Origin of the sequence: Enterobacter sp. K16B, from assembly GCF_020216105.1 — a bacterium.
Taxonomy (GTDB): Bacteria; Pseudomonadota; Gammaproteobacteria; order Enterobacterales; family Enterobacteriaceae; genus Enterobacter; species Enterobacter sichuanensis.
On the sequence record NZ_JAIWJZ010000100.1, the window covers coordinates 18,858 to 39,487 of the forward strand.

The window sequence follows — 20,630 nt, forward strand, 5'->3', positions numbered from 1 at the left end:
GTGTAGTCAGCAGGCGCTGCCGTTTAACAACATGCGGCAGCGCTCCACAGCGTTCTAATTAACGAGTCTTAATCATGGAAAACAAGTTATTGCAGGCCCACGCGACGCTGCCTCAGTACGATCGCGACAGCCTCAAAGCACGCATCGTTCATTTAGGGTTTGGCGCCTTTCACCGGGCGCATCAGGCGGTGTATGCCGACATACTCGCGGCAGAACAGGGCAGCGACTGGGGCTACTGCGAGGTTAACCTGATTGGCGGCGAGCAGCAGATCGCCGATCTCAACGCGCAGGATAACCTCTATACGGTGGCAGAAATGTCCGCCGATGCATGGACCTCCCGCGTGGTTGGCGTAGTCAAAAAGGCGCTGCATGCGCAGGTTGACGGGCTGGAGAGCGTGCTGGCAGCAATGTGCGAACCGCAGGTGGCGATTGTCTCACTGACCATCACCGAGAAAGGGTACTGCCATTCCCCCTCGACCGGACAACTGATGCTCGATCACCCGTTTATCGTCGCCGACCTGCAAAACCCGCACCAGCCAAAATCCGCGCCGGGTGTGGTGGTGGAAGCGCTGTCGCGCCGCAAAGCGGCGGGTCTGCCGGCATTTAGCGTGATGTCGTGCGACAACATGCCGGAGAACGGCCATGTGATGCGCAGCGTCACCTGCGCTTACGCCCGGGCGGTTGACGCTGAGCTGGCGGACTGGATCGAAACCCACGTCACCTTCCCGTCAACGATGGTGGATCGCATCGTGCCCGCGGTCACGCCCGATACGCTGGATAAAATCGAGCAACTGACCGGCGTTCGCGATCCTGCAGCGGTGGCCTGCGAACCGTTCCGCCAGTGGGTAATAGAAGATAACTTTGTCGCCGGTCGTCCTGAGTGGGAAAAAGCCGGTGCCGAGCTGGTCGCTGACGTCATTCCGTTTGAAGAGATGAAGCTGCGCATGCTCAACGGCAGCCACTCGTTCCTGGCGTATCTGGGGTATCTGGCCGGGTATCAACATATCAACGAGTGTATGGAAGACGAGAACTACCGCGTCGCCGCGCACGCGCTGATGATCGGCGAACAGGCGCCAACCCTGAAAGTGAAAGGCGTCGATTTAGGTCGCTATGCCGATCTGCTGATCGCCCGCTACAGCAACCCGGCCCTGCGTCACCGCACGTGGCAAATCGCGATGGACGGTAGCCAGAAGCTCCCGCAGCGGATGCTTGATTCCGTGCGCTGGCATCTGGCGCACCGGAAGCCTTTCCCGCTGCTGGCGCTGGGTGTCGCAGGCTGGATGCGCTATGTCGGCGGCGTGGATGAGCAGGGCAAGGCCATTGAGGTGAGCGATCCGCAGCTGGCGGTCATTCAGGCGGCGGTGAAGGGCAGTGCAGAAGGGGAAAGCCGGGTGCATGCGCTGCTCGGCATTGAGGCTATCTTCGGTAAAGCGTTACCGCAGGACGCTGACTTTGTGGATGCGGTGATGAAGGCATATCAGACGTTACTGCAGAAGGGCGCCAAAGCGACCGTGGCGCAGTTCGTGTCGCAACGGTAGTTCAGCACATGCCGCCGTTCGCGGCGGCATGCAGGGACACAGGTTAGTGCATCCCCAGACGAATCAGCTCAATCGGTTCGAACTTACCTTCGCATCCTTCCACTTCCACGGTTTTACTACGACGCACCTGCTCGGCATTGAGGCCGTCACTGTGGATCGCTTTAATCACGCCGAACTGGTTTGTGCCACTAATCATGACGCGGCTGCCAGTAGTGATTGCATTGCGGTTACGGTCGTATGTCATCATGGTATTTTCTCCTCTCTAACCTGGTTGTTACGGCGTTATTTCAGGTACGCCGTTCACGGGGCATATAAATACGCCTGTCCGCAGGTCAGTTTTTTGTTTTTGATCAAACTCACACTTTTTTCTTTATTTCGCAGGAGCAGCGATCGCAGAGAGGGGAATATAGCGCGAACGTCATTGGATGGAATAAAACCGGGCAGGAGAACGCATGACTCGCCGCACCCGTAAGGGGTGGCGAATGTTACTCTTCGCTAAACCACTCGCTATTTTCCTGACGGATAAGCTGCACCGATTCGCTAATTTCCTGCAGATGCAGCGTCATTGCTTTTTCCACAGCGTCCGGGTCGCGTTTTTCGAGCGCGCTGAAAATATCGTGATGCTGTCGGAGCAACATTTCCGGTGGCGAGACGTGATCGAGACTCATATACCGCACGCGATCGATGGTGGCTTTGATGTTTTCGATAGTGTCCCAGGCGAGCTGGCAATCCGCAATCTGCGCCAGTTTCTGGTGGAATTCATCATCGAGCTGGAAGAAGTCATTCAGCTGTTTACGGTCAATCGCTATACGCTGCTGATGCAGATTCTGCTCCAGCAGGTAACATTGGTTGTCGTTGATAAGTGTTGCAGCACGACGCGCCACCGCGCATTCAATGGCCTGACGAACGAAACATCCGTTGCGAACCTGAGAAAGTGAAATTTTATTCACGTAACTGCCGCGCTGGGGACGGATCTGAATCAGACCGTTTTCCGCAAGCTTAATAAACGCTTCACGCACCGGCTGCCGGGAGACGTCAAACCGCACGGAGACCTCTTTTTCGGAAAGCGGTGTTCCCGGTGGGATCAGGCAATGAACAATATCGCGTCGCAAGATGCGATAGATTTGCTGGTTGACGGGCTGGGTGGGATTAAGTTGCGATTCAGCGGCCATGAGTTGTCATTTCTCAGAGAGTTAGCCTGAACATACTACCATTCTTTTATAACCCGAAACAGACCCGGCCCGCAGGCCGGGAAGGGCACGGTTAGCCGCGATGGACGTTCAGTCCGGCAAAACTCTGGCTGACGGGCATCATTTCGACAGTATTGATATTGACGTGTTTTGGCAGCGTCGCCACCCACCAGACCGTTTCGGTGACATCTTCCGGCGTCAGCGCGTTAGCATTTTCGTAGGTCTTATCTGCCTTCGCGTCATCGCCTTTGAAACGGACATTGGAAAATTCGGTGCCGCCCACCAGACCCGGCTCGATATCGGTCACACGAATGGCGGTGCCGTGCAGATCGGTGCGCAGGTTAAGGCTGAACTGGCGTACAAACGCTTTCGTCGCGCCATAAACGTTGCCGCCCGCGTAAGGCCAGCTCCCGGCTGTTGAGCCGATATTGATAATATGGCCGCGGTTACGCTCAACCATCCCCGGCAACACCGCGCGGGTCATGTACACCAGCCCTTTGTTGTTGGTGTCGATCATGTTTTCCCAGTCTTCTACGCTGGCTTTGTGGGCGGGTTCCATGCCCAGCGCCAGACCTGCATTGTTGACCAGCACGTCGATGGCGCGCCATTCAGCGGGCAGGTTGGCAATCATCTCTTCAATGGCAGCGCGGTTACGCACATCGAGCTGCGCGGTCAGGATGCTGTCGCCTAATTCGTCTTTCAGCTCCTTCAATCGTTCCTGGCGGCGCCCGGTCGCAATAACCTTGTGTCCGTTGGCGACGAAGCGACGCGTGATGCTTTCACCAAAACCTGCCGTTGCCCCGGTAACTAAAATAATCATCTCACTGTTCCTCAACGCTTTTTGTGTTGTACTAACATAGCATGGTCGCAGAGGGAGCGTTAAGGCAACATTTGTATGACAGCGTTGCAGGGGCTACTCTGGGAAGAAACCCGTACTCAGGAGTGAAAGATGGCGGCCACCAATCCTTTTTTTGACATCAGTCTGTTGCCTTACCAGGCGCCCCGTTTTGATGAAATCAACGACAGCCACTATCGACCGGCTTTCGATGAAGCGCTTCGCCAGAAGCGGGCGGACATTGAGGCCATTGTCGCTCAGCACGCTGCGCCAGATTTCAATAACACCGTGCTGGCGCTGGAAAAAAGTGGCGTGATGCTCACGCGCGTCAGCAGCGTTTTCTTCGCCATGACCTCCGCGCACACCAACGCGTATCTGCAGGAACTGGAAGAACAGTTCTCCACCGAACTTGCCGCGCTGGCGAACGATATCTGGCTGAATGATACGCTCTTCGCCCGCGTCGAGAGCGTCTGGCAGGACCGTGCCGCGTTGGACGCCGAATCCCGGCGGCTGGTCGAGGAGACGTATCAGCGGTTTATACTGGCCGGGGCGTGTCTGAATGAGACAGAAAAAGCCGAGCTGAAGGCGCTGAATACCGAGGCAGCCTCTCTGACCAGCCAGTTTAATCAACGTCTGCTGGCTGCCGATAAGACCGGTGGGCTGGTGGTGGATTATGCGCACCAGCTTGACGGGCTCAGCGCAACGGAGATCGCGGACGCGGCACAGGCAGCCGCAGAGAGAGGGCTTAACGATCGCTGGCTGATCCCGCTTCTGAACACTACCCAGCAGCCCGCGCTGGCAGCGCTGCGCAATCGTCAGACGCGTGAAAATCTCTTCAGGGCTGGCTGGACACGTACCCAGAAAGGGGATGAAAACGACACCCGTGAGCTGATCCTTCGTCTCACGGCGCTGCGTGCCCGTCAGGCTCGCCTGCTGGGCTTTGAGGATTACGCCAGCTGGAGTACCGCGGATCAGATGGCGAAAACCCCTGACGCCGCGCTGGCCTTTATGCGCGGTATTGTGCCTGCCGCCCGCGCCCGCGCGGAGCGCGAGCAGGCCGATATTCAGAAAGTGATTGATGACGAGCAGGCTGGTTTTACGGTGCAGGCGTGGGACTGGGCCTTTTATGCGGAGCGCGTGCGCCAGGCAAAATATGCCCTCGATGAGTCGCAAATCAGGCCTTATTTTGCGCTCAATACCGTACTGCAGGATGGCGTGTTCTGGGCGGCCAGCCAGCTGTTTGGCATCCGCTTCGTCGAGCGCTTCGATATCCCGGTTTATCACCCGGACGTTCGCGTATGGGAAATTTTCGACCACACCGGTGAGGGCATGGCGCTGTTTTACGGCGACTTCTTTGCACGCGATTCCAAGCAGGGCGGTGCCTGGATGGGCAATTTCGTCGAACAATCGTTCGAGTTTGCGGCCCGTCCGGTTATTTATAATGTCTGTAATTATCAAAAACCGGCGAACGGCGGTGTCGCGCTCCTCTCCTGGGATGATGTAATAACGCTCTTCCACGAGTTCGGCCATACGCTGCACGGCCTGTTTGCCAGCCAGCGTTTCGCCACGCTCTCCGGCACCAATACTCCGCGTGATTTTGTTGAATTCCCGTCGCAAATCAATGAGCACTGGGCCAGCCATCCGCAGGTCTTTACGCACTATGCGCGCCACTACGAAACCGGCGAACCGATGCCGGACGCGTTGCGGGAAAGCATGCTCAACGCGACGCATTTCAACAAAGGCTATGATATGACGGAACTGCTGAGCGCCGCGCTGCTGGACATGAACTGGCACGGCATCAGTGAGGCCGTTTCGGACGTGGAAGCATTTGAAACGGCGGCGTTGCAAAAAGAGGGGCTGGATCTGCCCGCTGTACCGCCGCGCTATCGCAGCAGCTATTTTGCCCATATTTTCGGCGGCGGCTACGCGGCGGGGTATTACGCCTACCTGTGGACGCAAATGCTCGCGGATGATGGCTACCAGTGGTTTGTCGAACAGGGCGGCTTAACGCGTGAGAACGGGCAAAAATTCCGCGAGGCGATTTTGTCTCGCGGAAACAGCACGGATTTAGCGGAACTGTATCGTAACTGGCGCGGACACGATCCGCAGATCGAACCGATGCTGGAGAATCGCGGGTTGAGTGCATAGAACACGGGTTGCCTGAAAACAGAGCCGGGCTTTACGCCCGGTTTTTTTCTACCGGGTCTGAAGTCTGGAATGGCACCAACAAAGTAATATCCTATTTCCCGCCAACAAACGTTTTATTTAAATTAAATTTATGCGAGATAAAGCCATTCTGCACGGCATGTTTTATAAACAGTGTAGAGTTTGCAAAATAGTTAATGATTAATCATTTGATCTGGATTAGGGAAAACAAATATTCTTTAGTGTCAGGTTTTAACGCTAAAATTTTCTTGTTTTATGCCGATAACCGAAGATGGCATAAAAAATGACGTAAGAGCAGTTAAGAAGGCGAATGATGACCCTACCTCTGAACACTCCTGGCTTTACGGATACCGAACATTCTAAAAGGCTGATAAATAAAATCTTTACCTATGTCGTCACGTTATTGATAAGTATTTTCATTGCGGCAATCGTTTCCTTGCTAATAATAAAAAACAATGTTAACCAAATCAGCGACCAACACGATGAGTTTTTATTAAAAAAAGCGTTAGAGACTCGCCAGGAAAGCATGCGAAGTCATCTTAAAGACAATGCCGAGTGGGGCGATGTTTATAAACATCTTCATCAGAAAATTGACCTTCACTGGGCATGGGATAAGCAGAATCTGGGTAAGTCACTGTACGACAACTTTGGCTACGAAGGGGTGTTTGTTATCTCAGCGGAAGGGACCACGCGTTACAGCGTGCTTGACGGGAAACTGAAACGTGAAGAACTGGAAAGCTGGTTAGATAAACCCACGAAAGCGCGTTTACTCCATGAGCTTAGCCTGAAAAATGGATTGCCGATCTCCATGCTCACGCTTATCCATTCCGTCCCCGCCATTGTTTCAGCCGAATGGATAACAACGGGCGATGATCCGAGTGTACAACCCTCACCGGGTAAGCCGTCAGTCATGGTGTTTATTGATAAATTAACGGCTAAAAAACTGCTGACGATTGGGCAGGATGCCGGAATAAATAATGTACGCGCTTCCATTAATAAAGAGAATGCTCAGGCAAATAACCAGACGGCATTTACTCTGCGCACCCAAAATGGTGATGTGGACATTATCTGGGACAGTGAAAACCCCGGCCAGGCGTTGATCATCTATTTTCTGCCGTTAATGATCCTGTCAGTACTTTTGACAATTTCGATGATGGTCATCCTCATGCGCCATATTATGCACAAGGCGAGAATGCATGACGAAAATACGTTTCTGCTTGAACAGGCAAGACTGAATCTTATCACGAGCGAAAAACGCTTCCGGGACGTCAGTGAAACCACCAGCGACTGGTTCTGGGAAACCGATTTATCGTTAAAAATAACATGGCTGTCCGGCCGTTTTTCCACCGTCACAGGATACGATCAGAGTCAATGGATCGGTCGCCGGTTGGATGAACTCTTTCCTTCGACCAGAGGCAGTTTTAATAAGCCTGTAACGGGCCCTGCGTTAACAGGGCGCTTCGAATTTAAGAACTGCCCTTATACGAACTATCAACATGCCACCGCGTATTGCACGCTGCTGGCTAAATTTTCGACTCAGCCGGATGGCACTGTTGTATTGCGCGGCGCGGCAACCGACGTTTCTCTGGAAGTGGAGGCCACAAAACGCGTGGAGTTCCTGTCACGGCATGACGAATTAACAGGCCTCCCGAACCGGTACCATATTAAGGAGTTTCTGGCGGGCCAGTTAGCGAAAGAAGGCGTTAATAATTACCCCTTCGCCATGATTTGCCTGGATTTAGACAAGTTTAAACCCGTCAATGATATTTTTGGCCATTCCACGGGGGATGCCCTGCTTGGCGAGGTCGCCTCGCGTCTTAAACATTGTGTTCGTGGCGGGGATTTTGTCGCCCGACAGGGGGGCGATGAATTTATGCTGCTCCTCGGCAACATCAGTCAAAAAGAGCAGATCGACGAGGTGTGTCAACGTATCGTGGAAGAACTCAACCGTCCTTTCACCATTGATGGCAACGATGTGGCAATAGGCGTCAGCATGGGGATTGCAATGGCGCCACAGGACAGCAGCAGCGCAAACGATCTTTTACGCTTTGCGGATATAGCCCTTTATCAGGCGAAACAATCGGGTAGAAACCGATGGGTTTATTATTGCCCGGATATGTCGGAAAAGCTGACTGAACGCAGAAGACTGGAATTAGAGCTCAGAACTGCGATTCGCGAGGACCAGCTCTCTCTGGTATATCAGCCGCGTTATAACCTCCGATATTCTAAAATTGAGGCCGTGGAAGCCCTGGTTCGTTGGCAGCACCCGGAGCGCGGAAACATGATGCCCGATCAGTTTATCCCGCTGGCTGAAGAAACCGGGCTTATTATTAGTCTCAGCAACTGGGTTATTCGCAAAGCGTGTCTGGATGCGCAAGCGTTCTTGCCAGGATTATCGGTATCGGTCAATATTTCTGCGATTGAATTCCAGGCAAGCGATCTCGCCGAAAGGATTAAAGATATTCTTCATGACACCGGGCTCGAAGCCCAGCGGCTGGAAATTGAAGTGACGGAGAATGTCACGCTTTCCGATCCAGAAAAAACTCTGCAGACCATGAAGGCCCTCAAAAAAAAGGGCGTTCGCATTCTGATTGATGATTTCGGTACCGGCTACGCCTCGCTGAGCTATCTGCGGAAGTTTCAGTTTGATGGGCTCAAGCTCGACAAAAGCTTTATTTTTACGTTAGGCGATTCACCGCAGAACCAGGCTGTCGTTGAGAAAATCATCGATCTGGGCAAGGCCTATTCGATGGAGATCACCGCAGAAGGGGTGGAAACCCTCGAACAGCTCACTTTCCTCATGAAAAATAAGTGCGATGAAGTGCAGGGGTACTTACTCGGGAAACCGTCTGCCATTGCGGACTTAAATTTAAACGCAGCGGTATTAAGTGCGTATAGCCTGGGCCATACAATGAATTGATAGTATTGAACAACCCGCGTGACGCTGATTGTCAAAAATACCCGCTATACTACATTTTCATTTTTTCAGGCGATAACAGACAAAGGCAGGAAGTATGTCTCTTCGTTCGCTGCGGGCATTATGCCTGACCAGTTTTTTTATTGCGGATGTTCGCGATGGCCTCGGGCCATTTCTCGGTATTTTTCTGACCGAGCGTCACTGGTCCCCGGACAATATCGGCATACTGATGACGGCCGGTGGGCTGGCAGGATTACTGGCCACGCTACCGGCAGGATTTATTACTGACACTTCCAGGAACAAACGTGCCGTGCTGGCGCTGCTCTGCCTGTTGATCACCCTGAGCACGCTTCTGCTCTGGTTTAGCCAACAGAGCAGCGTGGTCGCCGTTTCGCAAATTATCACCGGTATTTGTGCAGCATTTGTCGGGCCGTTGATCACCGGCATTACGCTGGGGCTGACCGGCCAGAACGGCTTCAGTGCTCAGATGGGCAGAAATGAAGCGTTCAATCACGGCGGCAACTTTGTCACCGCACTGATGGCAGGCGGCATTGCCTGGTACTGGGGCGTCGGCGGGATTTTCCTGCTGATGACCTGTACGACGCTGCTCACGCTCTGTGCGCAGCTGGCCATCCGCAACGGCGATATCGACAACAATGCCGCGCGGGGGCTGGCATCTTCAGCGAGCGTGCCGGTTCCCGGCTTTGCGGTGCTGATGAAAAACCGGGCGCTGTTTGTGACCGGACTGACGCTTCTGCTGTTCCACCTGGCGAATGCCGCGCTGCTGCCGATGCTGAGCATGCGGGTTGCAGCGGCACCCGCCTCGATCAACCCCGGTTTGTATGCGGCGGGTACCGTCATCATCTCACAGGCCGTGATGATCCCCGTCGCCATCTGGGTCGCACGCCGGATAGAACACTACGGCTACTGGCGGTTAATTATGCTGGCGCTGTTGGTCATGCCGGTACGCGCGGCGCTGGCGGCAAGTACGGACGCACCGTTCATGATGGTCCCGGTACAAATTCTCGACGGTCTGGCCGCCGGCATTTTGGGGGTCGTGGTACCGTCGTTTATCGTGGTGCTGCTGCGCGGAAGCGGACACGTCAATGCCGGGCAGAGTGTCGTGATGCTGATGCAGGGTGTGGGGGCATCCATGAGTCCGGCATTAACCGGTACGATCGCCGGGCATTACTCGTTTGCGACGGCATTCAGTGTATTAAGCGCGATTGCACTGGTGGGCGTACTGCTGTGGTGGCGTTTTGCCCACCGAAGCTGGGAAACGAACGTGCCGGGTGAAGTGTAGACGCCACCCGGCGTGAGATTTAAGCCAGTTCGTTAGGGCAGCTTTCACCTTTTTCCAGCTGCTGCAAATTCCCCAGCGTCGTTTCTGAGATGCTGATCAGCGCTTCGGCGGTCAGAAATGCCTGGTGTCCGGTAAACAGCACGTTATGGCAGGCGGAGAGGCGACGGAAGACGTCGTCCTGGATCACGTCATTCGACTTGTCTTCAAAGAACAGATCGCGTTCGTTCTCATAAACGTCCATCCCCAGTGCGCCAATTTTCTGGGTTTTCAGCGCTTCGATCGCGGCCTGAGAGTCAACCAGCCCGCCGCGGCTGGTGTTGATGATCATTACGCCGTCTTTCATCTGGTCGAATGCCGCCTGGTTAAGCAGGTGGTAGTTTTCCGGCGTCAGCGGGCAGTGCAGGGAGATGACGTCAGACTGCGAGAACAGGGTTGGCAGGTCAACGTACTCCACGCCCAGATCCAGCGCGGCCGCGCTTGGGTACGGATCAAACGCCAGCAGACGCATGCCAAAGCCTTTCAGAATGCGCAGGGCGGCGACGCCAATTTTACCGGTCCCGATCACGCCAGCGGTTTTGCCGTACATAGTAAAGCCGGTCAGGCCTTCCAGCGAGAAGTTGGCGTCACGGGTACGCTGATAAGCGCGGTGAATACGACGGTTGAGGGACATCATCATGCCAATCGCATGTTCCGCCACCGCTTCCGGTGAGTACGCCGGCACGCGAACCACCTTCAGACCCAGCTCTTTGGCGGCATCGAGATCCACATTATTAAAGCCCGCACAGCGCAGGGCGATGTATTTCACCCCCTGTTTTTTCAACTCCTCCAGCACCGGACGACTGCCGTCATCGTTGACAAAAATGCAGACACCTTCACACCCGTGCGCCGTTTTGGCGGTTTTTTCGGACAGCAGAAAGTCGAAAAATTCAAGCTCAAACCCGTAAGCCTCGTTAACATGTTGCAGATACTTTTTGTCGTACTGCTTTGTGCTATATACCGCGAGTTTCATAAGACTTTCTCCAGTGATTTTGCATTCACGTTAGCATGATTAAAATTATCTTACAATTTCTAAAATATTATTGAATTCAATAAGTTCTGTTAATTATTCTAGAGCATCTATCCTTAAAAATGGCATTTCCTTCAACTGACTGGCCAAACATGCGACAATGATCGGCACTGCCGGCTTAATTTTTTCGCTAAATCAGGATATTAACTGCCCATGAAGGGTAAATACAAAGCCGCACTTGCGCTTTTACTGCTGTTCATATTGTTGCCGCTGACGCTGCTGATGACGCTCGCCCAGTGGGTACCGACGCTCGCCGGGATCTGGCTGCCCGTCGGGACGCGTATCGCGTTCGAAGAGAGCCCGAAGCTCACTCGTCATGCGCTGGTGATCCCCGATCTCCGCTATCTGGTGGAAGACTGCGAGATAGCCCGCATCGATAACGTGACGCTGTCACATCCCAGCCGCTGGAAGCTGGATATCGGCACGCTCGATCTCAACGCCGTCTGTCTGAGCAAGATTCCCCAGTCCGCACCGTCAACGGTTGCCCCGAAAACGCTGGCCCAGTGGCAGGCGGTGTTACCGAATACCTGGCTTACGGTTCACCGTCTGACGCTTTCACCCTGGCAGCAGTGGCAGGGGGAACTTAACGCATCGCTGACCCCGGCAAGACAGGAGATCGCCTATAAAGGCGAGCAGGTCAGCATTAAGGGGACACTTCGCGGGCAGACGCTCTCCGTTACCCAGTTCGATGTGCAGCTTCCTGACCAGCCGCAGCCCGTTAAGCTGGTGGGCGAGTTCACGCTGCCGCTGGTGCCGGATGGCGTGCCGGTGAAGGGCCATGCGGTGCCGACCTTTAACGTGCCACAGCTAACGACCCTGGTCGATGCCGATCTGGACTGGGAAGACAATCAGGGGCAACTGGTGGTGATGGCGCGGGACAACCCCGAACCGCTCCTTGACCTGCCGTGGCAGATCACCGCGGAGCAGCTGAACATCAGCGACGGACGCTGGAACTGGGCGCTCTCCGGCATGCCGCTGAGCGGACGCGTTTCGCTTCGTGCCGACAACTGGCAGCAGGGGCTGGAGAAGGCCACCCTGACCGGTCGACTGAATGTGCTGACCCACGGCGACGCCGGGAAAGGCAACGCGGTACTGAATATTGGGCCCGGCAGGCTCAGCATGGAAAACAGCGACATGCCGCTGCACCTGAGCGGTGAGGCGAAACAGAACGATCTTATTCTCTACGCCAGGCTGCCGGCAAAACTGACCGGCAGCCTGTATGAACCGCAGCTCGCCTTTGAGCCTGGCGCGCTGCTCCGCTCGCGCGGGCGCATCATTGACTCGCTCGATATTGATGAAATTCGCTGGCCGCTGGCGGGCGTGAAGCTCACGCAAAAGGGCGTGGACGGCCGTTTACAGGCTATTCTGCGCGCCCATGAAAACGAAATGGGGGATTTTGAGCTCCACCTCGACGGTCAGGCAAACGACTTTTTACCCGACAACGGCCTGTGGCAGTGGCGCTACTGGGGGAAAGGCGGCTTTACGCCGATGCATGCCCGCTGGGATGTCGCCGGGAAAGGCGAGTGGCGCGACAACCTTATCGAACTGACGGCGCTCTCCACCGGTTTTGACAAGCTTCAGTACGGCACGATGGAGGTCAGCAAGCCACGCATGGTGCTGGACCAACCGGTGCGCTGGTTCCGTGACCCCGAAAAACCGACCTTCAGCGGCGCGTTGTCGCTCAATGCCGGACAGACCCGTTTCTCCGGCGGCAGCGTGTTGCCGCCGTCGGTTCTGACCTTCAGCGTCGACGGTACCGATCCGACGATTTTCCAGTTCAAAGGCGATCTCCGCGCGGACAACATCGGCCCGGTACAGGTCAACGGCCGCTGGGACGGGGAGCGTCTTCGCGGGCAGGCCTGGTGGCCGAAACAGTCGCTTACCGTCTTCCAGCCGCTGATCCCGCCAGACTGGAAAATGACCCTGCGCGACGGGGAGCTCTATGCCCAGGTTGCCTTCTCGGCAGCGGCCGATCAGGGTTTTGAGGCCGGCGGGCACGGCGTACTGAAATCCGGCAGCGCCTGGATGCCGGATAACCAGATTAACGGCGTCGATTTTGTGCTGCCGTTCCGCTTCAGCGAGGGGACCTGGTCGTTGGGGACCCGCGGACCGGTGACGTTGCGCATTGGCGAAGTGGAAAACCTGATCACCGCGCGCAACATCACCGCGGATTTGCAGGGGGACTATCCCTGGACCGAGGACAATCCGCTGCTGCTCACCAACGTGAAGGTGGAAACCCTCGGCGGGAAAATCACCATGCAGCAGTTGCGGATGCCGCAGCACGATCCGGCCCTGCTGCGTGTGGACAATATCTCCTCCAGCGAGCTGATTAGCGCCGTCAATCCGAAACAGTTTGCCATGTCTGGCCCGGTCAGCGGAGCGCTGCCGTTCTGGCTGGACAATGAAAAGTGGATCATTAAAGATGGCTGGCTGACCAACCCGGGGCCCATGACGCTGCGCATCGACAAAGATACGGCAGACGCCATCGTTAAAGATAATATGGTGGCGGGTGCCGCGATCAACTGGCTCCGCTATATGGAAATTTCACGTTCGTGGACGAGAATCAATTTAGATAACCTGGGTGAATTAACCATGCAGGCGACCATCAAGGGGACCAGCCGCGTGGAGGGCAAAAGCAGCTCCGTCAATCTGAACTATACCCATGACGAGAATGTCTTTACCCTCTGGCGCAGCCTGCGTTTTGGCGACAACCTGCAAACCTGGTTTGAGCAACATACGGCGATACCTGCGCCCCGCAGTTCGACTGGCAAGGAAAGTGAGGAACAACAATGAAAAAGAGGGCTGGTGTGCTCACCGTTGCCGCTGCCGCGCTACTGACTGGCTGTACGCCGCGTATTGAAGTCGCCGCGCCAAAAGAGCCGATTACCATCAATATGAACGTCAAAATCGAACATGAGATCCATATTAAGGTCGATAAAGACGTTGAAAATCTGCTGAAATCGCGCAGCGATCTGTTCTGAGGATGCTATGAAACGATTAGCTCTGATTTTACTGGCATTAGGGATGAACGTGCAGGCGGCGGCGCTGACCCTGAACGACGCCCGGGCGCAGGGCCGGGTGGGGGAAACCCTCAGCGGCTATCTGGCCCCGATTCAACAGGATGCGGAAACGCTGGCACTGGTCAGCCGCATCAACGCGGCGCGCACGGAAAACTACCAGAAACTGGCGGACAGCAACAATTTACCGGTGGATGAAGTGGCGAAAATGGCAGGTCAAAAGCTGGTTGCCCGTGCGCAGCCGGGCGAGTACGTGAAGGGCATTAACGGAAAGTGGCTCAGGAAGTAACTAACGGTAGCGCCTGCGGTATTCACCCGGTGAGACGCCAAAACGCTGCTTAAAGGCCGTTGAAAAATGGCTATGATCGGTGAACCCCCAGCTGTAGCCAATTCCCGCCAGCTTTTCATCATCTCCGGCGGAGCGTAGCACCTGCGCGCAGAGATCCAGACGACGGTTTTTAATGTACTGCGCCACCACCAGCCCTTTCTCGGCAAACATGCGGTAGAGGCTGCGCACAGACATTCCGCTTTCGGCGGCAATCCATTCCGGGCGCAGGGAGTCAGACTGAATGTTGTCGTCGATCAGCGCCACCACCTGCTGGAACTGGCGTTCCTTACGCGGCTGAATCAACTCGCGCTGCTGGAACGCCGGGCGTAGCAGGCAGACCATCGCTTCAAGCGCCGCTTCACTCTCCCGGTCGCTCAGGTCGGCATTACTCATACTCTCCATCAACAGACGATGGCTTAACTGTACCGTCGGCAACGAACGGGAGAGCGTCAGCGCGCAGCTGATCTCCTGAAACCGGCACTGCTGCTCAATGATCTGACGGGGCACCAGCAGCGAAATCTGGCGGGATTTTTCCTGCCAGTGAATTGAGCACGGGCGCGATGCGTCAATCAGCGTAATATCCCCGGTTCTCAGCACAGAGCGGCGATCGTCCTGCTCGATCTGCGCGCTGCCTTCAAGCTGAAACACGGTATAGAACCAGGCATCGTTACTGTCTCTGATCTCCTGGCGGGAGCGGAACAGGGTTACGCCGCCAGCGGTCACGGTACTGAGCTTCAGGCTGCGCGCATAGCTGGTCTCCAGTTCACCGAAGAATTTTCCCTCCAGAGGACGCGCGTTAAAACGCCCGCAAACCTGGTTAATTTGCGCCAGCCACTGCTGATACTGTTCCTGCTCGCTTGCACACGCCATCGTTTTTCTCACTGCACCGTCAACGTTTACGCATTGTTGCATTTGTGTTGCATTTTGTCAGAGCTCTGAGGCTGACTATAGGAAAGAACACTCACCGGGGACAGCGCTATAAGACGGAATTATCACGATTTGCGGAGCCTGTCACAGGTGGCAAAGCGAATGTCACAGAGACAAAAGCGGGAATGCGAAACCCCTCTTAGACTGGATAAACACCCTGCGAATAATAACGAAGGAGTATCCTATGTCTGAATCACAGGTGGCTATTCAGCCTGCCGTGCAGCAATTTTTAGACCGACATCATGGCCTGTGGATTGAAGGGCGTCAGGCCGCGTCGGACAGTGAAAAACGGCTCAATGTCTATAACCCGGCCACGGGCGAGGTGATAGCCTCGACTGCCGATGCCAGCGTCGATGACGTTGATCGCGCCGTGATGTCCGGCTGGCGCGCCTTCGTCGCCCGCAGCTGGGCCGGAAAATTACCGGCGGAGCGCGAGCGGATCCTGCTCCATTTCGCCGATCTGGTGGAGCAGCACAGCGAGGAGCTGGCCCAGCTTGAAACGCTGGAGCAGGGCAAGTCCATCAACATCTCCCGCGCCTTTGAAGTCGGCTGTACCCTCAACTGGATGCGCTATACCGCCGGGCTGACCACTAAAATTGCGGGGAAAACCCTCGACCTCTCCATTCCGCTGCCGCAGGGCGCACGCTACCAGGCGTGGACGCGCAAAGAGCCGGTTGGCGTGGTGGCCGGGATTGTCCCGTGGAACTTCCCGCTGATGATCGGGATGTGGAAAGTGATGCCTGCCCTGGCGGCGGGTTGCTCTATTGTCATTAAACCGTCGGAAACCACGCCGCTGACCATGCTGCGCGTGGCGGAACTGGCCAGCGAAGCGGGGATCCCGGACGGGGTATTCAATGTGGTAACCGGCAGCGGCGCGGTGTGTGGCGCAGCGCTGACCGCGCATCCGCATAATGCCAAGGTCAGTTTCACTGGCTCAACGGCGACCGGCAAGCAGATTGCCCGCACGGCGGCGGACACGCTGACCGGGGTGACGCTGGAACTGGGGGGCAAAAACCCGGCGATTGTGCTGAAGGATGCCGACCCGGCCTGGGTGATCGAAGGCCTGATGACCGGCAGCTTCCTGAACCAGGGGCAGGTCTGCGCGGCGAGCTCACGCATCTACATTGAGGCGCCGCTCTTCGACACGCTGGTCAGCGGGTTTGAGCAGGCGGTGAAATCCCTGAGCGTTGGGCCGGGCATGTCGCCGGAGGCGTTTATCAATCCGCTGGTGTCGCGCGCGCATTGCGACAAGGTGCAAACCTTCCTTGATGAAGCAAAATCGCGCAACGCGGAGCTGATCGTCGGCAACCGTGGTCCGGAAGGCAAAGGCTATTACGTTTCGCCAACACTGGTGGTAAACCCGGATGCCGGGCTGCGCTTGACCCGCGAAGAGGTGTTCGGCCCGGTGGTTAACCTCGTGCGCGTCTCCGACGGGGAAGAGGCGCTGCAGCTGGCAAACGACACCGAATATGGCCTGACGGCCAGCGTCTGGACGCAGAATATCAGCAAGGCGCTGGAGTATACCGACAGGCTGCAGGCGGGCACCGTCTGGGTGAACAGCCACACGCTGATTGACGCCAACCTGCCGTTCGGCGGGATGAAGCAGTCCGGCACCGGACGTGATTTTGGCCCGGACTGGCTGGACGGCTGGTGTGAAACTAAATCGGTGTGCGTGCGGTATTAAAAAGCAAGCCGGGTGGCGGCTACGCCTTACCCGGCCTACAACACCTCGAACCGTAGGCCGGGTAAGCGCAGCGCCACCCGGCTTTTATTTAGAGCGACCACCGATCCCGCCCGGCCTCCTTTGCCCGGTACAGCGCCGCGTCGGCGCGGGCGATGATTTCGGTGCCGGCTAGCCCCTCCGCCATACTCGTAATCCCCATGCTCACCGTGACATGGTCGCTGACCGCTGAGGCACCGTGCGGGATGGCCTCTGCGCGCAGGCCGTCCTGAATACGCAGGGCAACCTTTTCCGCGATGGCTTCAGGGCAATTAAACAGAATCACCAGAAACTCTTCGCCACCGTAGCGTGACACCACATCTTCCGGGGTGCGCACCGACTGCTTCAGCACCCGCGCTACGCGCGTCAGACATTCGTCACCCGCCTGGTGCCCGTAGGTATCGTTGTAGCGCTTGAAATAGTCGATATCCAGCATGATCACCGAGAAGGCTTTTTTCTGCTCAACGGCGTTCTCCAGCACCACTTCCATTTTTCGGCGATTGGCGGTTTTGGTTAACGGATCTTGATGCGCCAGCGCGTCCAGGCGGGAAATCAGCAGCTGATTTTGCTGGTTGCGTCGCCAGGCTTCGTCAAACCAGCTCAACAGGATGAAACGTCCGCAGATCAGGATCAGCGTAAACACGCTCCAGATGATGACGAAGTGAAGGTTGAGACCGTCATTGAGCCTCCAGCTAGCAATCAGCAGGGTGATCCAGAGCGGAAGTTCAAAGGCGAGCAACCCCTCGGGGTAAAAGTAGAGCGCCGTCAAACCGGCGAGTAACAGAATGACGCACAGCGGCCAGACATGGGGCAGCAGCAGCTGGGTAATAAACCAGAAACAGGCGACTGACCAGATGGCGCTACAGAAAAACAGCACCACGCTGATACCGGCGATGCGTCGCCATGCCATCAGGATCAGTGCCGCAGAGAGGATAATAATGCCGAGCATTGAGGCATCGACCATTTTTGTCAGATGCGGAGAGGTCGGATAAAGGGGATCGCCGGGCTTAAGCAGGACGTGTCGCAGCAGGATCATTACCGCGAAACTGACGTTGACGAAGGCCAGCCACGGCAGGTTTTTCGCCAGGCCATGCATGACCATGGCATGGCGTGTCGGCCAGGTCGCCCGTTCGAGGGGCGGTTTTTTTCTTTTTTCCATAAAATCCTTTCCCGTCCGGGGGATAAATCATGCGGCTGAGATATCAGTAACTATAAGCAAGCCTGGACGATCCTCAAATGTTGCGGCAAAAAAAAGCCGGGCAATTGCCCGGCGGGGAGTTATTTATTCTATTTCTTCTTGCCGAGCGTTGGCGTCTCGTCGAAGAAGTTCCACGGTTTAAGCAGGGTATGAACCCATTCCGTCGGCATGATCGGCCACTCCTCTGCGCGCGCCACGTGGGTGGTGCCGGTGGTCATCCAGACCACGTCATCCTGGTCGTTGAGCGACTCGTTATCTTTGCTGTACTGTCCCAGGCCCGTGTCGTGGATCGAGCGGTTAGGGAATTTTCCTTCCGGGTAGAGCTCATCCGGGTGGTAGCGGGTCACCCACAGCTGTTTATCCATAAAGCTCAGGCGATGGTAAATCCACTCGTCCGGGGCAAACTTCGCGCCGGTCGCCACCGGGTGTGTACCGCCCGCGTAAGGGATGATCTGATACGAGACCGGGTTGCCCATGCGGTTCTCTTTGTGGGTGTTGCTCAGCAGGCGAATAGTGCCTGGATCGAATTTCTGCGCCGCCTGCTGCTCGGTATCAATATCATACTGATTGATCTGCATGGTGCTGGTGCGCGGGCCGCCGGCGGTATTCGGTTTCACTTCCGGATCCATGGCCACCAGCTTGTTGTTGATGCCATCCACATCCATATCCAGGCGGAAGTTATAGATGTGCTGGTGCGTAGTGCCCACGATGTTGTGATCGATCAGCGTGCCGTAACGGGTGTCGTCTTTGGCGGTGGCATCGTGCATGGTTTTCGCCTGCACGCCTTTCACCGCTTCGATTCCTGTCGCGCCAGCGTCAATGCCGATGGTGCCATTTTCATGGAACACCCAGTCGAAAATGTAATCGTAGTTGCCAACGGTGCTCACCCAGCGCACCACCAGCTCGCGGCGCTCGGTGCTGACGTTAGGCTGGCCCATCTCCTGATGCTTGTATTCCGGCCCGGCGTAGCGTTCGAAAATGGCAATCGCGCGGGGGATCTCCATCGGCGCGCCGGTGTAATCCGGGATGGTTTCATTGAGCATCACGGCGTTGGACGGGACGTCTTTCCCGCGCACCAGCGGGGAGGTCAGGGTGCCCATACCGTAGTCGCCGGAGTCGAGATAGGCTTTAAAGTACCAGCCCACGTCCGGGTCGCCATACGGGACGATCATCCCGCCCAGGGAACCCTGATACATAATCTGGCGCTTTTTGCCGTTGTCGTTATAGGTCACGGTCGAAATCATCGGGCCGACGCGGGAGTCGAGGCTCAGGTGGAAATCCCAGTTCTGCCAGTGAACCCTGTCGCCGGTAATGGTGTAGTTTTTGCCTTCCGGTTCAGTAATGTCGAGCGGCTTTTTCGGCGTCTCTACCCGGTCGCGGCCATCGTAGGGGCGCGGGGTCATGGGCACCGGGATCACGGCGCCTTCTTCAATTTTCTGAATTTTTTTCTGCTCAAGATCCACCACGGCCAGCAGGTTCTCAATCGGGTGCGCCCAGTAGTTGCCATCGCCGACATCGAGATAGCTCACCACTTTCAGCAGGCGATCTTCCTGCTTCAGGCCGTCTTTACCGTCAAAATAGCCGACGGTCAGCGGCGTGGTGATCACTTTTTTCGGGTCGGTAATGCCGTGTTTTTTCAGCACCTCAGCAAACTCGGTGCTCTCGTTGATGATCTGCTGCACCGCGGTGAAATCATCCAGCAGCACCATACCGTGCGCGTCTTTCACCGGTTCCCAGCGCAGGATTTTTTTATCTTTCAGATCCACCACGCTTTCGATAACGTGCTTTCCATCCAGCATCACGATCTTCGCCTGGCGGGGGGCATCCACTGGCGTGCCGTTAAGCACAAAGTCCCACACTTTGGCTTTCTCTGGCTCAGCGAGGGCAATCTGGGTGAAGCGGGTATTGGGTTTAAAATCCGCAGAGGTTTTCACAATCTCGACGGCCTGCTTAATTTCGTCCGCCGTTAACGCGTTTAACGGGTGAGGGCTTTTTTCAACCTGGAAGGTCTGGTCAAGACCGGACTGGAAAACATCGTTGATGAAGCTGTCTGAAATAAAGGCTTTCTTGCCTTTCATCACCACCGGCACCTCAAGCTTGAGGGTTTTGCCGTTGACGATGGCGGTTTTGGCACCCGGTTTGACCTTCACAAAGGCACCGTCTTTCGCAATGGTAAACATCTGTGCGTAATCATCCCACTGAACGTCCGCGCCGAAGTCCTGTAGCGTTTTGTCCATCGGGACCATATGCGCCTCACTGCCGTGGGCGAAAACAGGGGATTGCCAGGCGCAACACAGCGCAACGGCCATGGCCAGTGCCGTTCTACGGGCAGAAAAAGAAGAATTGCTTCCCATCGTAGACCTCATCTTGTTGTGTTTATACCCGTCATACTTCAAGTTGCAGGTGCGTTGGCTGCACTCACTCA

General features: G+C 56.0%; 15 protein-coding genes. 8 read left to right on the top strand and 7 right to left on the bottom strand.

The window, feature by feature from the left end:
* Positions 1 to 74: 74 nt before the first annotated feature.
* Entirely contained in the window at positions 75 to 1,538 is a 1,464-nt protein-coding gene (locus LDK53_RS17815) for a mannitol dehydrogenase family protein (RefSeq protein ID WP_225287722.1), read from the top strand.
* Between the two features lie 43 nt (positions 1,539 to 1,581).
* Here LDK53_RS17815 and ydfZ read toward each other — a convergent pair whose 3' ends face one another.
* The 3 genes from ydfZ to ydfG all read right to left on the bottom strand — a co-directional run bounded on the left by ydfZ (position 1,582) and on the right by ydfG (position 3,548).
* Positions 1,582 to 1,785 (bottom strand): putative selenium delivery protein YdfZ, encoded by a 204-nt coding sequence (gene ydfZ / locus LDK53_RS17820; protein WP_025757991.1) that lies wholly within the window; start codon positions 1,783 to 1,785, stop codon positions 1,582 to 1,584.
* A 238-nt stretch (positions 1,786 to 2,023) separates the two neighbouring features.
* Positions 2,024 to 2,710, bottom strand: a complete 687-nt coding sequence (locus tag LDK53_RS17825; RefSeq protein WP_025757990.1) for a GntR family transcriptional regulator — start codon at positions 2,708 to 2,710, stop codon at positions 2,024 to 2,026.
* A gap of 91 nt (positions 2,711 to 2,801) precedes the next feature.
* A complete protein-coding gene (ydfG, locus tag LDK53_RS17830; protein ID WP_225287723.1) occupies positions 2,802 to 3,548 on the bottom strand; it encodes a bifunctional NADP-dependent 3-hydroxy acid dehydrogenase/3-hydroxypropionate dehydrogenase YdfG in 747 nt (248 codons plus the stop codon).
* A gap of 129 nt (positions 3,549 to 3,677) precedes the next feature.
* Here ydfG and dcp point away from each other — a divergent pair, with 129 nt between their 5' ends.
* The 3 genes from dcp to LDK53_RS17845 all read left to right on the top strand — a co-directional run bounded on the left by dcp (position 3,678) and on the right by LDK53_RS17845 (position 9,949).
* Positions 3,678 to 5,711, top strand: coding sequence for a peptidyl-dipeptidase Dcp (gene dcp / locus LDK53_RS17835; protein WP_225287724.1), 2,034 nt, complete (start codon positions 3,678 to 3,680; stop codon positions 5,709 to 5,711).
* A 331-nt stretch (positions 5,712 to 6,042) separates the two neighbouring features.
* Entirely contained in the window at positions 6,043 to 8,649 is a 2,607-nt protein-coding gene (locus LDK53_RS17840) for an EAL domain-containing protein (protein WP_412174834.1), read from the top strand.
* Positions 8,650 to 8,743: 94 nt separating this feature from the next.
* Entirely contained in the window at positions 8,744 to 9,949 is a 1,206-nt protein-coding gene (locus tag LDK53_RS17845) for an MFS transporter (protein ID WP_225287726.1), read from the top strand.
* A 19-nt stretch (positions 9,950 to 9,968) separates the two neighbouring features.
* On the opposite strand, the gene LDK53_RS17850 is transcribed toward LDK53_RS17845, so the two are convergent.
* Positions 9,969 to 10,958 carry a 2-hydroxyacid dehydrogenase gene (locus tag LDK53_RS17850; protein WP_095449714.1) on the bottom strand — a complete coding sequence of 330 codons (990 nt, stop codon included), beginning with the start codon at positions 10,956 to 10,958 and terminating at the stop codon, positions 9,969 to 9,971.
* A gap of 210 nt (positions 10,959 to 11,168) precedes the next feature.
* Here LDK53_RS17850 and LDK53_RS17855 point away from each other — a divergent pair, with 210 nt between their 5' ends.
* Genes LDK53_RS17855 through LDK53_RS17865 form a run of 3 tightly spaced genes read left to right on the top strand, consistent with a single transcriptional unit; the run spans position 11,169 to position 14,321 of the window.
* Positions 11,169 to 13,808 carry a YdbH family protein gene (locus LDK53_RS17855; RefSeq protein WP_225287727.1) on the top strand — a complete coding sequence of 880 codons (2,640 nt, stop codon included), beginning with the start codon at positions 11,169 to 11,171 and terminating at the stop codon, positions 13,806 to 13,808.
* Positions 13,805 to 13,996 (top strand): YnbE family lipoprotein, encoded by a 192-nt coding sequence (locus LDK53_RS17860; RefSeq protein ID WP_059385316.1) that lies wholly within the window; start codon positions 13,805 to 13,807, stop codon positions 13,994 to 13,996. Before LDK53_RS17855 ends, LDK53_RS17860 begins: the two co-directional genes overlap by 4 nt.
* Before the next feature lie 7 nt (positions 13,997 to 14,003).
* Positions 14,004 to 14,321, top strand: a complete 318-nt coding sequence (locus LDK53_RS17865) for a YdbL family protein (RefSeq protein ID WP_059385317.1) — start codon at positions 14,004 to 14,006, stop codon at positions 14,319 to 14,321.
* Here the strand turns inward: LDK53_RS17865 and feaR are convergent, their stop codons facing one another.
* Positions 14,322 to 15,230, bottom strand: coding sequence for a transcriptional regulator FeaR (gene feaR, locus LDK53_RS17870; protein WP_225287728.1), 909 nt, complete (start codon positions 15,228 to 15,230; stop codon positions 14,322 to 14,324).
* Between the two features lie 241 nt (positions 15,231 to 15,471).
* Here feaR and LDK53_RS17875 point away from each other — a divergent pair, with 241 nt between their 5' ends.
* Positions 15,472 to 16,971: an aldehyde dehydrogenase family protein gene (locus LDK53_RS17875; protein WP_225287729.1), complete on the top strand. Its 1,500-nt coding sequence runs from the start codon at positions 15,472 to 15,474 to the stop codon at positions 16,969 to 16,971.
* 88 nt (positions 16,972 to 17,059) lie between these two features.
* Here the strand turns inward: LDK53_RS17875 and LDK53_RS17880 are convergent, their stop codons facing one another.
* On the bottom strand, positions 17,060 to 18,166 hold the full coding sequence (locus LDK53_RS17880) for a GGDEF domain-containing protein (protein WP_225287730.1): 1,107 nt from the start codon (positions 18,164 to 18,166) through the stop codon (positions 17,060 to 17,062).
* A 128-nt stretch (positions 18,167 to 18,294) separates the two neighbouring features.
* The gene (tynA, locus tag LDK53_RS17885; RefSeq protein WP_225287731.1) at positions 18,295 to 20,559 is read right to left on the bottom strand and encodes a primary-amine oxidase; all 2,265 of its coding nucleotides are present in this window, start codon (positions 20,557 to 20,559) and stop codon (positions 18,295 to 18,297) included.
* Positions 20,560 to 20,630 lie beyond the last annotated feature (71 nt).

What these genes read in the sequence shown, in the direction of transcription:
- tynA (WP_225287731.1), bottom strand. Translation starts at nt 20,559, where the DNA reads ATGGGAAGCAATTCTTCTTTTTCTGCCCGTAGAACGGCACTGGCCATG.
- LDK53_RS17815 (WP_225287722.1), top strand. Translation starts at nt 75, where the DNA reads ATGGAAAACAAGTTATTGCAGGCCCACGCGACGCTGCCTCAGTACGAT.
- LDK53_RS17855 (WP_225287727.1), top strand. Translation starts at nt 11,169, where the DNA reads ATGAAGGGTAAATACAAAGCCGCACTTGCGCTTTTACTGCTGTTCATA.
- dcp (WP_225287724.1), top strand. Translation starts at nt 3,678, where the DNA reads ATGGCGGCCACCAATCCTTTTTTTGACATCAGTCTGTTGCCTTACCAG.
- LDK53_RS17880 (WP_225287730.1), bottom strand. Translation starts at nt 18,166, where the DNA reads ATGGAAAAAAGAAAAAAACCGCCCCTCGAACGGGCGACCTGGCCGACA.
- LDK53_RS17845 (WP_225287726.1), top strand. Translation starts at nt 8,744, where the DNA reads ATGTCTCTTCGTTCGCTGCGGGCATTATGCCTGACCAGTTTTTTTATT.
- ydfZ (WP_025757991.1), bottom strand. Translation starts at nt 1,785, where the DNA reads ATGATGACATACGACCGTAACCGCAATGCAATCACTACTGGCAGCCGC.
- LDK53_RS17850 (WP_095449714.1), bottom strand. Translation starts at nt 10,958, where the DNA reads ATGAAACTCGCGGTATATAGCACAAAGCAGTACGACAAAAAGTATCTG.
- LDK53_RS17825 (WP_025757990.1), bottom strand. Translation starts at nt 2,710, where the DNA reads ATGGCCGCTGAATCGCAACTTAATCCCACCCAGCCCGTCAACCAGCAA.
- LDK53_RS17865 (WP_059385317.1), top strand. Translation starts at nt 14,004, where the DNA reads ATGAAACGATTAGCTCTGATTTTACTGGCATTAGGGATGAACGTGCAG.
- LDK53_RS17840 (WP_412174834.1), top strand. Translation starts at nt 6,043, where the DNA reads ATGACCCTACCTCTGAACACTCCTGGCTTTACGGATACCGAACATTCT.
- feaR (WP_225287728.1), bottom strand. Translation starts at nt 15,230, where the DNA reads ATGGCGTGTGCAAGCGAGCAGGAACAGTATCAGCAGTGGCTGGCGCAA.
- LDK53_RS17860 (WP_059385316.1), top strand. Translation starts at nt 13,805, where the DNA reads ATGAAAAAGAGGGCTGGTGTGCTCACCGTTGCCGCTGCCGCGCTACTG.
- LDK53_RS17875 (WP_225287729.1), top strand. Translation starts at nt 15,472, where the DNA reads ATGTCTGAATCACAGGTGGCTATTCAGCCTGCCGTGCAGCAATTTTTA.
- ydfG (WP_225287723.1), bottom strand. Translation starts at nt 3,548, where the DNA reads ATGATTATTTTAGTTACCGGGGCAACGGCAGGTTTTGGTGAAAGCATC.